Source organism: Gemmatimonadota bacterium (genome assembly GCA_041390105.1).
GTDB lineage: Bacteria > Gemmatimonadota > Gemmatimonadetes > Longimicrobiales > Gaopeijiaceae > JAGQIF01.
On record JAWKQO010000004.1, the window covers coordinates 152,826 to 166,722 of the forward strand.

Genomic DNA, 13,897 nt, shown 5'->3' on the forward strand with positions numbered 1-13,897 from the left:
AAGTCTACGATCAGACCGTCACGCCCTGGCGGGCGTCGGCCGCGCGCTCCTGGACGGTCCGCACATGATGGCGGTCGCCGCGGATGGCGATCAGCGCATCGAGCGCGGCCTTGGCCGAGGCCATCGTGGTCAGGTACGGGACCTTGTACGTGATGGCGGCCCGCCGCAGGGCATAGTCGTCGTACTGGGATTTTCGACCCAGGGGCGTGTTGATGAGCAGTTGGATCTGCCCGCTCACGATGAGGTCCACCATGTTGGGGCGGTCCTCGCCCACCTTGTAGGCCAGCTCGGCCGGGATCCCGTGCTCGACCAGGTAGTGCTGCGTTCCGGCGGTGGCCAGGATACGGAACCCGACCTCGTGATACTTCCGGATCAGCGGAACCACGGTCTCCTTGTCCCGGTCGTTGACCGTGACGATCAAGGTGGCCGGTGGCTGCTCGGGCAATTCGTTGTAGGCCGACGCCTGCGCTTTGGCGAAGGCCATGCCGAACGTGTCGTCGAATCCCATCACCTCACCGGTCGAACGCATCTCCGGTCCGAGGATGATGTCGACCTCGAAGCGATTGAACGGCAACACGGCTTCCTTCACGGCCACACCACCGACCCGCGGGTTCTCCGGAATGTCCAGATCCGCGATGCGCTCCCCAGCCATGACGCGAGCGGCCAGTCGGGCGAAGGGAATGCCCGTGGCCTTGCTCACGAAGGGCACCGTCCTCGATGCCCGGGGATTGACCTCCAGCACGAAGACGCGTCCATCGCGGATCGCGTACTGTACGTTGATCAGTCCCACCACGCCGAGCTCCAACGCGAACTTGCGCGTCAGGGAGCGGATCTCGGCCGCCACGGCCGGATCCAGACCCAAAGGGGGCAGCACACAGGCGGAGTCCCCCGAGTGCACGCCGGCATTCTCGATGTGATGCATCACGCCCGCGACGACGACATCCGTACCGTCGGCGAGCGCATCGACGTCCGCCTCGAATGCGTCCTCGATGAAACGGTCGATCAAGACGGGATGATCGGGTGAAGCGCGGATCGCCTCTTCGAAGAAGCCGCGCAGCGACGACTCGTCATAGACGATCTGCATGGCACGACCGCCCAGGACATAGCTGGGTCGCACCAGCACGGGAAAACCGATCCGCTGCGCGACCTTCGCGGCATCGTCCACGTTCGTGGCGATCCCGTTGTCCGGCACCGTCGCACCAATGCTTCGGCACACCTTCTCGAACCGCTCGCGATCCTCGGCGCGGTCGATGGCGTCGACCGACGTCCCCAGGATGGGCACACCGAGATCGCCCAGCGCCTCCGCGAGGTTCAGGGGGGTCTGCCCGCCCAATTGGACGATCACTCCGAGCGGCTTTTCGCGTTCGATGATCTCGAGCACGTCCTCCAGGGTCAGCGGTTCGAAGTACAGCTTGTCGCTGACGTCGAAGTCCGTGGAAACGGTCTCCGGATTGGAGTTGACCATGACCGTTTCGTAACCCGCCTCCGACAGCGCCAGTACCGCCTGCACACAGCAGTAGTCGAACTCGATGCCCTGGCCGATCCGGTTGGGCCCGCTGCCGAGGATCACGACCTTCTTCCGATCCGAAGGCGCCGCCTCGTCCTCGTCTTCGTACGACGAGTAGTAGTAGGGCGTCTGGGCCGGGAATTCGCCGGCGCAGGTGTCCACCACATTGTAGGTGGGGCGAATGCCCCAGGCCCAACGTTGCTCCCGCACGGCCCTCTCGCTGCTGCCGCGCAGGTCCGCGAGCTGACGGTCGGAGAAGCCGTTCCGCTTCATCCGTCGCAGATCGGCGGCGGTCACCTCCGCGAGCGCGGCGTACCAGCGCTCCAGCTCCACGACCTCCATGAGCTGGTCGACGAACCAGGGGTCGTACTTCGTCGCTTCGGCCACCTGCTCGACCGTGAGTCCCGCCTCCAAAGCGCGCTTCACCTGGAAGGGCCGCTCCGCGGTGGGTCGTCGAATCGCCTGCAGCAGCGACTCCGGGTCGTCCGCCGTGAGGGCATCGTCCAGGAGCCTGCGTCCGACCGTCCAGCCAGGCCGACCCAACTCCAGGCCACGCAGCCCCTTCTGCCACGCCGCCTTGAAGGTCCTGCCGATGGCCATGGTCTCCCCCACGGCCTTCATCTGGACACCGAGCGAGGGGTTGACCTCCGCGAACTTCTCGAAGGCGAAGCGTGGGAACTTCACCACGGTGTAGTCGAGGGTGGGTTCGAATGAGGCGGGCGTGGTCTTGGTGATGTCGTTGGGCAGCTCGTGCAGCAAGTACCCGACGGCGAGCTTGGCACCCACCCGCGCGATCGGGAACCCCGTGGCTTTGGAAGCCAATGCAGAGGACCGCGACACGCGCGGGTTCATCTCCACGACCAGCAGTTCACCGCTGCGGGGATCGACAGCGAACTGCACGTTGCAGCCCCCCGCCTCGACACCGATCTCCCGAATGATGGCGATGGCGGCGTCGCGCATCCGCTGGTACTCGACGTCTGTGAGCGTCTGCGCCGGCGCCACCGTGATGGAGTCGCCCGTGTGCACCCCCATGGCATCGATGTTCTCGATCGAGCACACGATGATGACGTTGTCCGCGCCGTCGCGTACGACCTCGAGCTCGAACTCCTTCCAGCCGATCACGCTGCGGTCGATGAGCACCTCGGTGATCGGGGAGGCATCGAGACCCCGCCGCACCGCTGCTTCGAACTCCTCGAGGTTGTAAGCGATCCCCCCACCCGTGCCGCCCAGGGTGAAGCTGGGACGGATGATGGCCGGATACCCGGTGTTCTCGACGATGGCGCGCCCTTCGTCCAGAGTCCGCGCAAAGCCGCCGTGGGGGAGCTCCAGGCCGATCCGAGCCATCGCCGCCGCGAATTGCTCGCGATCCTCGGCCATGGCGATCGAGCGCGCGTTGGCGCCGATGAGCTCCACACCATGCTCGTCGAGGAAGCCACTCTGGTGCAGCTCGATCGCCAGGTTGAGCGCCGTCTGCCCACCCATGGTGGGGAGCAACGCGTCCGGCTTTTCCCGCTCGATGACCCGCTGCACCCACTCGACCGTGAGCGGTTCGATGTAGGTCCGATCCGCAAGGTCCGGATCGGTCATGATGGTGGCGGGATTGGAATTGACGAGGATGGTGCGGTAGCCCTCTTCCTTCAACGCCCGTACCGCCTGCGTTCCGGAGTAGTCGAACTCACAGGCTTGGCCGATCACGATCGGCCCGGATCCCAGGATGAGGATCGATTCGATGTCTGTCCGTTTAGGCACGGTCCCCGCGGGTAAAAAGTCGGCCTAAACTAACGGAGGAGGCAGGGGGGGCAAGGCGCGGTCCGCGGGGAGGGGAATGCCTGCTGCTACTCCTCACGCTGCACCAGCATCCGGATCCCGCCCGTCCCCGCCAGGGGTCGGTTCTGGACGTCCACTGCCTGGATCAGGACCCCGACCGGAAGCGGTGCGCGTCGGTCCACCACGGGAATGCGGAAGGAGGGGGGCTCCCCGGTCCGGGACGTGACCACCACACGCCACCCTCCCCCCGGGAGCTCGAATCCGACGGCTCGCGACGCGCCCGCTCCCTCGACACCGAGGATGCCTTCGCCGGTAAGCTCGACCAGGGCCGCACCGACCTCGACGCCTTGGGACTCGAACGAGACGCGCACATGCCCTGGGCCCGCGACTTCTTCCCCGCACCCCGACGTCCCCCAGCCCAGGAGAACGATGCCGACGAGGCACCCGATCACCTCGGTCGCGCGGCGGCGCCACCCATTCGACACGACAGGAACCGTCATCGTGGGCGCCCCGGACCGACTTTGGTCGAGCCCACGAGTACGCGCAGCACTTCGCGCTCCTGAGAGCTCAGGGGCAGGTCCGGGTTCGCCACGACGAAGGCGCGCAGGTCACCCAGGTCGTAGACGCCGTTCCGGTTCCCGCTGCGGTCCAGGTACTCACGCTCCACGGGGTCCGGCTCCTGTCCGCTCAGGAGGAACGGTCCGGCGAGCCGGTCCAGCCCCAGCTCCGGTGCCGCCACCTGCAGCGTCAGGGGGACGGTGGCCGCCAGTCCGAGGGCATCCTCGACCTGCATGGTGAGCGGGAAGGTCCCCGAGACCAGCGCGGCCCCTCGGATCGCGCCGGCCGGATCCACGCGAAGACCTGCCGGCAGGACCCCACTGGTCTGCCTCCAGCGCACCGGCAGGTTGGCGTTGGCGACGTCCATCACCACCTCCACCTCCCGGGCCGCGGTCAGCTCGATCGGTGCGGGGGGCACGGTGGCCACGAAGGTGACGTCGAAGCGGGCTTCTGCGTTGAGCGGGCCATCGACGCGGCGCACGGCAGGGTTGGGCTGGCCCGCGAGATCACCCGCCCACTCCCGAAACGCGAAGCCGGTGTGCGCGCGAGCCTCGATCGAGACCTCGGTGCCTTCCGCCACCCACCCGTCGGCAGCGGAGGGTGAGATCAGCAGGTCGGCGGGGTCGACGCCGGACTGGTTGCTGCTCTTCGCGATCGCCACCTCGTACTCGGTACCACCATAGCGAGCCGTCAGTGTGCTGTCGGCCAGGCCCGTCACGAAGGTGCGAACGCGGGGGGCACCATCGTCCCACCCCAGGAAGCCGGTGCGGACCCCCGCGGCGAGCGGCTCCCCAGGTTCTGCGGCGAAGGTGTGCTCCTGGAACGGAGCAGACGAAAGGATCATCTGCGGAGCGCCGGGCGCCGCGCCGTCCACCGCGACCAGACCGGCCGCTCCGGCGGTCCCGGCCGTCCGCACCGTGAGCGTCTGGTAGCGGGTCCAGAGCGCAAAACGGACCGTGCCGCCGACTTCCTGGATGTCGAGAAAGGTGACCCCCATCGGGGTCCCGTCCCCGGTTCGCGTGGCCGGCAGGGATCCAGCGTGCAGGACGTGCGCGGCCGCTGCGCCCGGGAAGGGGTCTCCGGCATCGCCCCTGCCCCCGCCGGGCAGCGTCAACTGAGCTCGGCCATCCGCTTCCAGCAGACGCACGCCCCTGCGATTCACGTTCGAGTTGACGGTGTTGGAGAGCCAGCGGCCGGAGAGTTCCGCCTCGTCCACAGCCCAGACCAGCAGGCCGCCCCGTTCCATGTTGTCGTCGAACCCCAACGGCTGTCGGTTTTCGAGCAGCAGGTAGTCACCGCTGCCGGTTCCGGACGGGACGCGCAGGACCTGCCGGCTGGTCTCTACCGGCTGGAGCGCTCGCACGCCGAGCGCTGCACCCGGGGGCAGATCCACCGGCGTGAGCCAACCCAGCGCAAGCTTCGACCAGGCGCTCAGGTGACAGGGCCGAGCCGGATTGAATGGGCCCGGACAACCCCAGGAGCCGGACCCCATGAGTCCCCACTGGCCGATCCCGGCGTGCGCGGCGGTCCCGACCGCGTACAGATCGGGGAGGCCGAACCCGTGCGCGAGCTCATGCGCGTAGACGCCGATCTCATTGATGGTGGTTCCCGCGCATGACAGCACCGGCTGGATGGTGTAGTCATCGACCCGGATCACGCCACCGCCCGCCGCAGGCGTCAGCGTCTGGAAGGGCCCGGCCCCCTGCGCCGCCAGGGTCCATCGGTGCGACCAGATCTGATCGGAGCGCTCGTTGCCACTGCATTCTGCTCCGCTGGTCGGGTGCATCACCGTAAGCACGTCGACGAACCCGTCGTCGTCTCCCGAGTTGGGAATCCCGTCGGGACCATCGTTGTCGAATGCGCCCCAGTCCACCCCGGCGCCATCGAGGATCCCCACGAGCTCGGCGATGAACGCACCCACCTTCGCCTGGAAGCCCAAGCCGCTCGAGCCACCCGCCACCTGAGCGCCGGTGAGCTGGCTCCGCATCCACGGGAGCGCCACGCCCTGCATCTCCACGAGACCGCCGGACATCTCGCGGTAGAACTCGCGGATGGTCCCCGTGGGATTGGGTCCGTCGAAGAAGTGCGTCTGGACCTCGGCCGGCGTGAAGGGTCCCTGACCCGGCGTGTCGGCAAAGAGTCCAAGCACTACGGGGAATACGAAGTTTCCCTGCACGGCTCCGCTGCGGGGCCCCAGCGGCACCTCGCTCCTGCGGAGCGGACCGCCCAGCGCGCTGCGCACCTCGGAGGTCCGAGCCCGAAAGGCCCGCGCGAACTCGAACGCGTCCCGTTGAGAACGGAGGCGTTCGTAGTAGCCCGCTGGTGGCCGGGTCCCGTAGACGCTGCCCAACAACTCCACGTCCTGGGCCCGCAGGCCCGCCACCGGCGATCCTCCGAGGAAGACCAGAACCAAGGCCAAGCGCCGCAGCATGCTCCGCTTCATGCGAGGTCCGCTCAGGCTCGCGTCAGATCCTGCGCCCGGATCCCCAGGTCGGCCGCTACCGTCTTGAGCCCATCGATCACATTCTGGATGTGTTCGCTGCGCTCCATTCCGATCAACTCCATCCCGCGCGCCACCTCCTCCCGACTGACCCCGGCGGCAAAGGCCTTGTCCTTGAGCTTCTTGACCACCGACTTGGGGGTCAGATCATCGATGCCGTTGGGGCGCACCAGGCAGCATGCGTACACCAGCCCGGACAGTTCGTCACACGCGCACAGCACCTTCTGCAGGTCCGTGACCGGCTCCACGTCCGAGCGATCCGGATAGGCGTGCGCCAGCACCGCGTCGATCACCTCCTCGGGATACCCGTCGGCCCGCAGTTGGATCACACCGCGGTGGGGGTGCTCGTCCGGGTACTTCTCCCAGTCGAGGTCGTGGAGGAGTCCGGCGAGGCCCCAGAGCTCTTCATCCGCCCCGTATCTGCGCGCATACCAGCGAACCGCGGCCTCTACGGCCAGCATGTGCTTGCGCAGTCCGGCGTCGTCCACCCACGACTGCATCAGCTTGAGCGCCTCATCCCGCGTCGGCATGTCCTTCCTCGAATCCAGGGTTTGGGGCAGCGCGCCCCTTCGGGTCCGCGCTCGCGTCCGTCAAAGCTGAGCCGAAGGGCACAAATCCGCGACGACGCAGTCCCGGCAGCGGGGGCGTCGGGCGATGCAGACCTGACGGCCGTGGAAGATGAGCAGGTGAGATAGCATCGTCCACCGCTCCGTGGGGAACAGCTCCATCAGATCCCGCTCGATCTTCACGGCATCCGAGTGCGCGGTGAGCCTCAGCAGCCGGGCGAGCCGGGTCACGTGCGTGTCGACGACCACACCCTCGTTGATCCCGAAAGCGTTTCCCAGGATCACGTTCGCCGTCTTGCGCCCGATCCCCGGCAACTTCACCAACTCCTCGAGCGAGCGCGGCAGCTCACCCCCGTGTTCCGACACGACCGCGTCGGCCATCCCGATCAGGCTCTTGGCCTTGTTGCGGAAGAAGCCGGTGGAGCGGACGATCTCCTCGACCTCCTCCTGCTTGGCTGCCGCCAGATCCTCCGCCGTCGGATAGCGGCGAAACAGAGTCGGGGTGACCATGTTGACGCGCTCGTCGGTGCACTGGGCAGACAAGATGGTAGCGGCCGCGAGCTCGTAGGCGTCCCCGTGGTCCAAGGCGCAATGGGCGTCCGGGTACTCCTCCAGAAGTCGGTCGTAGATGGTATTCGCGCGCTGGCGCCGCGCTCGCTTCGATTCCCGTGGCATGGCTTTCCTCGAGTGGGTCGGACAGGCTCGGACGTTGGCGCGGACCCCGAAGGACGCAGGCCCGCCGCGGCCCACCGCCTCAGCCGACCCGACGATAGGGGAGCCGGGACGGTCTCGGCACCCCCTCCGACGGCGGATGCAGGAGCGCGGACAGCGACTCGGGGTTGGCGTGGAGCCAACCGTGCACCAGTGCCAGCAACGCATGGACATCGCCGGCGGTATCCAGCGACAACAGCCCGGCCTCCTCACCGCCGGGTAACGTGCTCCCGAAGCGGGGGCCTGCGGCCGCAGTCCCGGCCTCCACGGCGGCCTGCGCGTCGTCCAGCGCGAGCGGGGGTGCGACCACGATGCCCAGCCCGGGCCTGCCCTCGCGCATCCCGGACGCTACGAGCGCTCCGACCTCGCGACCGCGCACCTCCCAGTAGATCCCGTCGACCGGCTCCGCCGGGCCGTCCGGATCGGGCCGAACCCAGAAGAGGCCCCGAGGCAGCTGGAGATGGCCCGCCTCGGCCAGGGGTGCGGCGGGAAGGGCCGGACCTCGTTCCGCCAGTCGTCTGGTGATCCGCTCGGAGATCAGCAGCGGTCCCTCCGAAGCGGCCCAGGCGCGAAAGCAGTACCAGACCAAGGCGCCATACGCATAGGCAAACTCCGGGGCAGCGTCCGGCGGCTGCACTTCGTCCAGGATGCGGGCGACCTCGGTGAGCCCCGCGAAGCGCAGGGGGTCGGCGAGCGGGACGGCGCGCGCGTGCGCCTCGCGGCGGATCGCTTCGAAGCGATCCGTGACGTCTACCCCCTCGGGAACCAGCAATTCTGTGGGCGTCCGTCGCAACCACGCGTCGTGGAAGTCCACTAGGGCTCGTCTCCGCACGGCTGGGCTGTCACAATCGTCTCTCCCTTGGTGGGCTCTCCCCGCCCGAGCGCCGCGCCCAGACGTTCCCGCCAGCGTCTACGCCGGACGAGGACGATCTGCACCTGCGACAGCTGCTCGGGCGTACCCTCCACGATCAGGAAATGGAGATCGGCCGGTCGCTCGGGTACGTCGACGCTCCAGCAGCGACCTCCATGCTCGAAGTGTAGCGTCCGGGGAGGCGTCGTCTCCCACGCGCTCTCGAGGAACCACTGATCCTCGAAACGGAATCCGCCCTCCTCGGCCGGCTCACCACTCCGGTAGTACCACGGATCGAAGGGCTCTCCGTCCAAGCGGGCGAAATGCTGATCCATGGCATAGTCGACACCGCCCAGGCCATCGTCGCTGGCGAGGGACTCGAGGTGGTGCTTGAGCTCATGGGTCAGGGTCTCCCACAGCTCCCCCTCCCAGTCGAAGGCAGGGTCCGACTCCGCCAGTCGGCGAAAGGATCCCCAGTACAGCACGACCAGCGAACGCACCGTCTCGGCACTATCGAAGCCGGACGGATAGCTTTCGGTCAGACACTCGCCGAGCGTGAAGACGTCGGGTCGCTCGGGGTGGGGTTGCGCCTCCCGGGACACAACGAGTCCGTCGATCCCTTCGCGGTAGGCCTCCGGGATCTGTCCGAACGCTTCGCGGGCCAGGTGCTCGAACGCTTCGAATCGCAAGCAGGATCTCCGCCCCGGGGGACCGTCGACCGGCGAGCACCTCCCCCAGGGAAGGCCACGAGCTCACCGAGGCGAAAGATCGGCCCTCCCAGCACGCGCGCAACGCCGGGCGCCCCTCGGAGCCCCCCCGGGGACCGTCGTGACCCGGCCGAGGTCGGGCGCCCACCCGACCCCGCTCCGGTCCCCAGCGCCCTCGCCCGCGGAACGAGCCATCCGCGCGAAACCCGCCTTCTCGTCCACCGTAGTCTTCTCAAGCAACACTGTGGACATCCGGTGACTCCAATGGAGGGAGTTGCCGGTGCTTCGTGTCTTCTGCCGCTACGGATCATGGATCGTTCACCCGCACGGTTCCGCGCGCTTCTTCCGTTTCTGACGCTGTGGCTCCTGAACCCGCTCGTAGCCTCCGCCCAGGACGGCGCCCTACCCGAGATCCCCTACACGAAGTTCGTGCTCGACAACGGACTCACTGTGATCGTGCACGAAGATCACAAAGCACCCATCATCGCAGTCAATGTCTGGTATCACGTGGGCTCCAAGAACGAGAAACCCGGGCGTACCGGATTCGCACACCTGTTCGAGCATCTCATGTTCAACGGGAGCGAGAACTACGACCACGACTACTTCCAGGTCCTCGAGCCTTTGGGCGCGACCGAGCTGAACGGCACCACCAACAACGATCGCACGAACTACTTTCAGAACGTGCCCACCTCCGCGCTGGACGTGGCTCTCTGGATGGAGTCCGACCGGATGGGCCATCTGGTGGGTGCCATCACCCAGGAGAAGCTGGACGAGCAACGCGGCGTCGTGCAGAACGAGAAGCGGCAGGGAGAGAACAACCCGTACGGGCAGGTCTTCAATACGCTGTACGCCAACACCTATCCGGAGGGACACCCCTACTCCTGGCCGGTGATCGGGTCGATGGAGGACCTGGAAGCGGCGTCGCTCGACGACGTGAAGCAGTGGTTCCAGACCTACTACGGCGCTGCCAACGCGGTGCTGGTCTTGGCCGGAGACATCGACGTGGCCACGGCTCGCGAGAAGGCGCAGGCCTACTTCGGAGACATCCCGCCGGGTCCGCCCATCGCGAAGCACGATGTGTGGGTGGCCCGTGGCACCGGCACACATCGGATGACGATGCAGGACCGGGTACCGCAAGCACGGATCTACAAGGTCTGGAACGTACCGGAGTGGGGCTCCGAGGCTACCGTCGAACTGGCGTTGGCGGCACGAGTGCTGTCGTCCGGAAAGACCTCGCGGCTGTACAAGCGCCTGGTCTACGACGACCAGATCGCCACGGATGTGTCGGCCTTCGTCTTCGAGCGGGAGATCGGCTCTTGGTTCATCCTGCAGGCCAGCGCGCGACCGGGCGTGGAGCTGGCCACGGTGGAGGCGGCGTTGGACGAGGAGCTCCAACGTTTCCTCGCGGAGGGCCCCGGTGCGGACGAGCTGGCCCGCGAACAGACCGAGGCGCGGGCCGGCTTCATCAGGGGCATCGAACGTATCGGCGGGTTCGGGGGAAAGTCCGATGTATTGGCTGAGAGCGAGGTCTTCGGTGGAACCCCCGATGCGTACCGGCGTCGCATGGAACTCCAAGGCGCCGCGACACCGTCACAGGTGGGCTCGGCCGCTCGAACCTGGTTGGAGGACGGCGCCTTCGTGCTCGAGGTGCTCCCGTATACCCACGGGCGCTTTCAGGCCGTGGCCTCGGGGATCGATCGCACGCGACTGCCCGAGGCGGGCGCTCCACCGCTGGCACGTTTTCCTGGGCTGAGCCATCGCACCCTATCGAACGGCCTGGAGGTCGTGGTCGCTGAGCGGCCCTCCATCCCGGTGGTGGACATCACGCTCATGGTCGATGCTGGCTACGCGGCCGACGCCGGGGCGGTGCCCGGAACCGCGAGCTTGGCCATGGCGATGCTGGATGAAGGCACAGCACGGCGAAGCGCTTTGACGCTCGCGGACGAGCTGCAACGCCTGGGCGCCTTCTTGGGCGCCGGCTCCGACCTCGACATGTCCTTCGTATCCCTCAACGCCCTCGCGGAGAATCTGGATGCTTCGCTCGACGTGATGGCGGACGTGGTGTTGCATCCCGCGTTCCCCGAAGCCGACTTCCAACGGCTGAAACAGCAGCGTCTCGTGCAGATCGAGCAGGAAAAAACTCAGCCGGTCGCAATGGCGCTGAGGGTCCTCCCCAAGATCATGTACGGCGAGGGTCACGCGTATTCGATTCCCCTCACCGGCTCCGGCACCCAGGAGAGCGTGGGCACGCTCACCCGCGACGACATGATCCGCTTTCATCGGACGTGGTTCAAGCCCAACAACGCCAAGCTGGTGGTCGTGGGAGCCACCACGGCGGACGAAATCGTACCGAAGCTGGAGCGTGCGTTCAGGGATTGGCAGCCGGGCTCCGTTCCCGAGAAGAACCTCGCTGCGGTCGAGCAACAGGAAGGCCAAGCCATCTACATCATGGATCGGCCCGAAGCGATGCAATCCATGATCATCGCGGGGCAAATCGCCCCACCCAAGTCCACTCCGGACGATCTCGCCATCGACGTCATGAACACCGCGCTGGGCGGAGACTTCACGGCACGGATCAACATGAACCTGCGCGAGGACAAGCACTGGTCCTACGGTGCGACCAGCTTCATCTGGGACGCCCGCGGACAGCGCCCCTTCGTGGTGTTCGCTCCCGTGCAGACGGACAAGACCAAGGAGTCGGTACAGGAAATCCTCTCCGAGCTGACGGGCGTCACCGGCGAACGGCCTCTCACGCAGGACGAGTTGGAGCGGGCCCAGGCCTCGCGCACGCTGACGTTGCCCGGGAGCTGGGAAACCCAGGGTGCCGTCGCCACCTCCATTGTCAACATGCTCGAATACCAACTGCCCGAGGATCACTTCGACACGTTGGCGGAGCGGATCCGCGCGCTTCGCCTGCAGGATGTGAACTCCGCTGCCCGCGGGCTTCTGCGCCCCGACCGACTGATCTGGGTGGTGGTGGGCGACCGGGCGGAGATCGAAGAAGGGCTCAGGGCGTTGCACCTGGGTCCGATCTACGAGATCGACGCCGACGGCAACGTAAAGGGTCGGCCCATCAGCTGAAGAGCGGCACGCGGAAACGCGGGAGGAGCCGGCCTCCGAATCGGTTCCGCCCTCAACGGAGACGCCAGAACTCTCCGGTGAGACCGTGCTGGCTCAGAAGGGCTTCCGCGGCCTCCGGCGACCGTGGCTCGTAGTCGTGCGCCAACCTACCCAGGTACCACACGCGAGCGAGCGGTGCGAACCGCTCCGCCGACACCAGCGCCCCCTCGGGGTGTCCCGAGACCGTGCACCACTGGCGAGCCTCCTCTTCCGACCGGAAGAGCCGGATCGTGCTTCAGGTGAATGCAATGTCGTCCCAGAAGCGCGCGGCGGGGACCACGAAGTGGATGACGCTCACCGTGGGTCGGAGCCCGCCGCCTTGAATCAGCAAGCGCAGGGGCGCGCCCCGTAGCGCCGCGTCCACTTCGATGACGGCGTCTTTGTCCAGGAGGGCGGGCAGCGCCAGCGCATCCCAGATGCAGGGTGTGTGATAGAGTGTCCCGCCGGCCTCGACGCGCACCCCCGATTCGAAAGCGCCGAAGGGATGGGCCATGCGGATCGTTTCGCCGTCGTCGGCAAGCACGATCTGGTGCTGGGCGGCCAGCCCCGCCAGGGCCAGCCGCACCTGCCCGGCGGGCCGCTCCAGGAGACGCGCAAGCGCGGCGAGCGAGGGCGCGCTCCCGGCCTGTGCGAAGTACTGGTAGACCATCCAACGGGCTGCGCGCTCCAGATCGTTCATCGCCGCCTTCAATCCAGCAACAGGAGCGCCCTCAGCCGCCAGGCGTCCACCTCCCGGTAGAAGATCTGCACGGCCGGCACGGTGAGCGTGCGCGTGCGACCGTCTTCAAGCCAGGTGACCACCCGCTGCGTGAAGGCGTACGCGAAGCGATCCGATTGCAGGAAGTCGATCACGACGTCCTGCACGCGTTCCTCCGCACGACGCTCCTTCTGCCACAGCTCCAGCGCTTCCTCACGGCCCGTCGCGCGCTCTCCCGACCTTCCCTGGAAGACGACCTCCTCCATCCACAGCTCGGCCATGCGCAGGCGGTCGCCCGCGAACCATGCGCCGGAAAGTCGATCGAGCAGCGCTCGGATCTCGGGCGACTCGCGACTGAGGTCCACCGCCGTGAAGTCGCTGCCCCCTCCTCCGAACGACGGCAGACCGGGAGCCTGCGCATCCGGCGCCGTGGAGAAGAGCTGGGAGCGGATCTGCCAGGTGCGTCCCATCTCCAGGACCATCACGAAGTCACCGCTCCAGGTCTGGCCATCCTGTTCGTGCTGCCAGGGACCGGCCAGGTAGACATAGCGACCGGATCCCTCCAGGTCGGTCAGCCCGGTCTGGATCTCACCCGCCAAGGGGAGGGCCTGGGCCATGAACCGACCGACCAGCTCGCTGCCGCGCAGGGCTCCGCTACGGGGCGGGCGATAGACGGCGTCGTCAGCGTAGAAGCGGACGATGGCATCCGCGTCGTCGCCGTTCCACGCCTCCCGCCAGCGCTCCATGCGCCCCCGCACCTGTTCCAACACCCGGGCCCGGTACTCGGCGCGCGCGCGGCGCGCCTCCGGGGCGCCGCTCCCGCCGGGCACCACCTGGCCGGGAATCCCGGATGCACACACCGCCATGGCCGCGACCCCGAGCCCGGCTCGGCGGAGCACGCGTCGGAGCTTCAC

11 protein-coding genes are annotated in these 13,897 nt (G+C 67.5%); 1 reads left to right on the plus strand and 10 read right to left on the minus strand.

Features of this window, described 5'->3' with window-relative positions:
* Nucleotides 1–10 precede the first annotated feature (10 nt).
* The 7 genes from carB to R3E10_17355 form a co-directional block, all read right to left on the minus strand.
* Nucleotides 11–3,256 carry a carbamoyl-phosphate synthase large subunit gene (gene carB / locus R3E10_17325; GenBank protein ID MEZ4417519.1) on the minus strand — a complete coding sequence of 1,082 codons (3,246 nt, stop codon included), beginning with the start codon at nucleotides 3,254–3,256 and terminating at the stop codon, nucleotides 11–13.
* A gap of 86 nt (nucleotides 3,257–3,342) precedes the next feature.
* Entirely contained in the window at nucleotides 3,343–3,774 is a 432-nt protein-coding gene (locus R3E10_17330) for a hypothetical protein (protein ID MEZ4417520.1), read from the minus strand.
* On the minus strand, nucleotides 3,771–6,275 hold the full coding sequence (locus R3E10_17335) for a M6 family metalloprotease domain-containing protein (GenBank protein ID MEZ4417521.1): 2,505 nt from the start codon (nucleotides 6,273–6,275) through the stop codon (nucleotides 3,771–3,773). Before R3E10_17335 ends, R3E10_17330 begins: the two co-directional genes overlap by 4 nt.
* A gap of 11 nt (nucleotides 6,276–6,286) precedes the next feature.
* Nucleotides 6,287–6,862, minus strand: coding sequence for an HD domain-containing protein (locus R3E10_17340; GenBank protein MEZ4417522.1), 576 nt, complete (start codon nucleotides 6,860–6,862; stop codon nucleotides 6,287–6,289).
* Nucleotides 6,863–6,922: 60 nt separating this feature from the next.
* Nucleotides 6,923–7,573 (minus strand): endonuclease III, encoded by a 651-nt coding sequence (gene nth / locus R3E10_17345; GenBank protein MEZ4417523.1) that lies wholly within the window; start codon nucleotides 7,571–7,573, stop codon nucleotides 6,923–6,925.
* 79 nt (nucleotides 7,574–7,652) lie between these two features.
* On the minus strand, nucleotides 7,653–8,423 hold the full coding sequence (locus tag R3E10_17350) for a hypothetical protein (GenBank protein MEZ4417524.1): 771 nt from the start codon (nucleotides 8,421–8,423) through the stop codon (nucleotides 7,653–7,655).
* Nucleotides 8,423–9,148, minus strand: coding sequence for a metallopeptidase family protein (locus tag R3E10_17355; GenBank protein MEZ4417525.1), 726 nt, complete (start codon nucleotides 9,146–9,148; stop codon nucleotides 8,423–8,425). Before R3E10_17355 ends, R3E10_17350 begins: the two co-directional genes overlap by 1 nt.
* 327 nt (nucleotides 9,149–9,475) lie before the next feature.
* Here R3E10_17355 and R3E10_17360 point away from each other — a divergent pair, with 327 nt between their 5' ends.
* Nucleotides 9,476–12,247 carry a pitrilysin family protein gene (locus R3E10_17360; GenBank protein MEZ4417526.1) on the plus strand — a complete coding sequence of 924 codons (2,772 nt, stop codon included), beginning with the start codon at nucleotides 9,476–9,478 and terminating at the stop codon, nucleotides 12,245–12,247.
* 52 nt (nucleotides 12,248–12,299) lie between these two features.
* Here the strand turns inward: R3E10_17360 and R3E10_17365 are convergent, their stop codons facing one another.
* From R3E10_17365 to R3E10_17375, 3 genes are all read right to left on the minus strand, one after another.
* Entirely contained in the window at nucleotides 12,300–12,443 is a 144-nt protein-coding gene (locus tag R3E10_17365; GenBank protein ID MEZ4417527.1) for a hypothetical protein, read from the minus strand.
* Nucleotides 12,444–12,521: 78 nt separating this feature from the next.
* Nucleotides 12,522–12,965 (minus strand): organomercurial lyase, encoded by a 444-nt coding sequence (gene merB, locus R3E10_17370; GenBank protein MEZ4417528.1) that lies wholly within the window; start codon nucleotides 12,963–12,965, stop codon nucleotides 12,522–12,524.
* An 8-nt stretch (nucleotides 12,966–12,973) separates the two neighbouring features.
* Nucleotides 12,974–13,897, minus strand: coding sequence for a nuclear transport factor 2 family protein (locus R3E10_17375; protein ID MEZ4417529.1), 924 nt, complete (start codon nucleotides 13,895–13,897; stop codon nucleotides 12,974–12,976).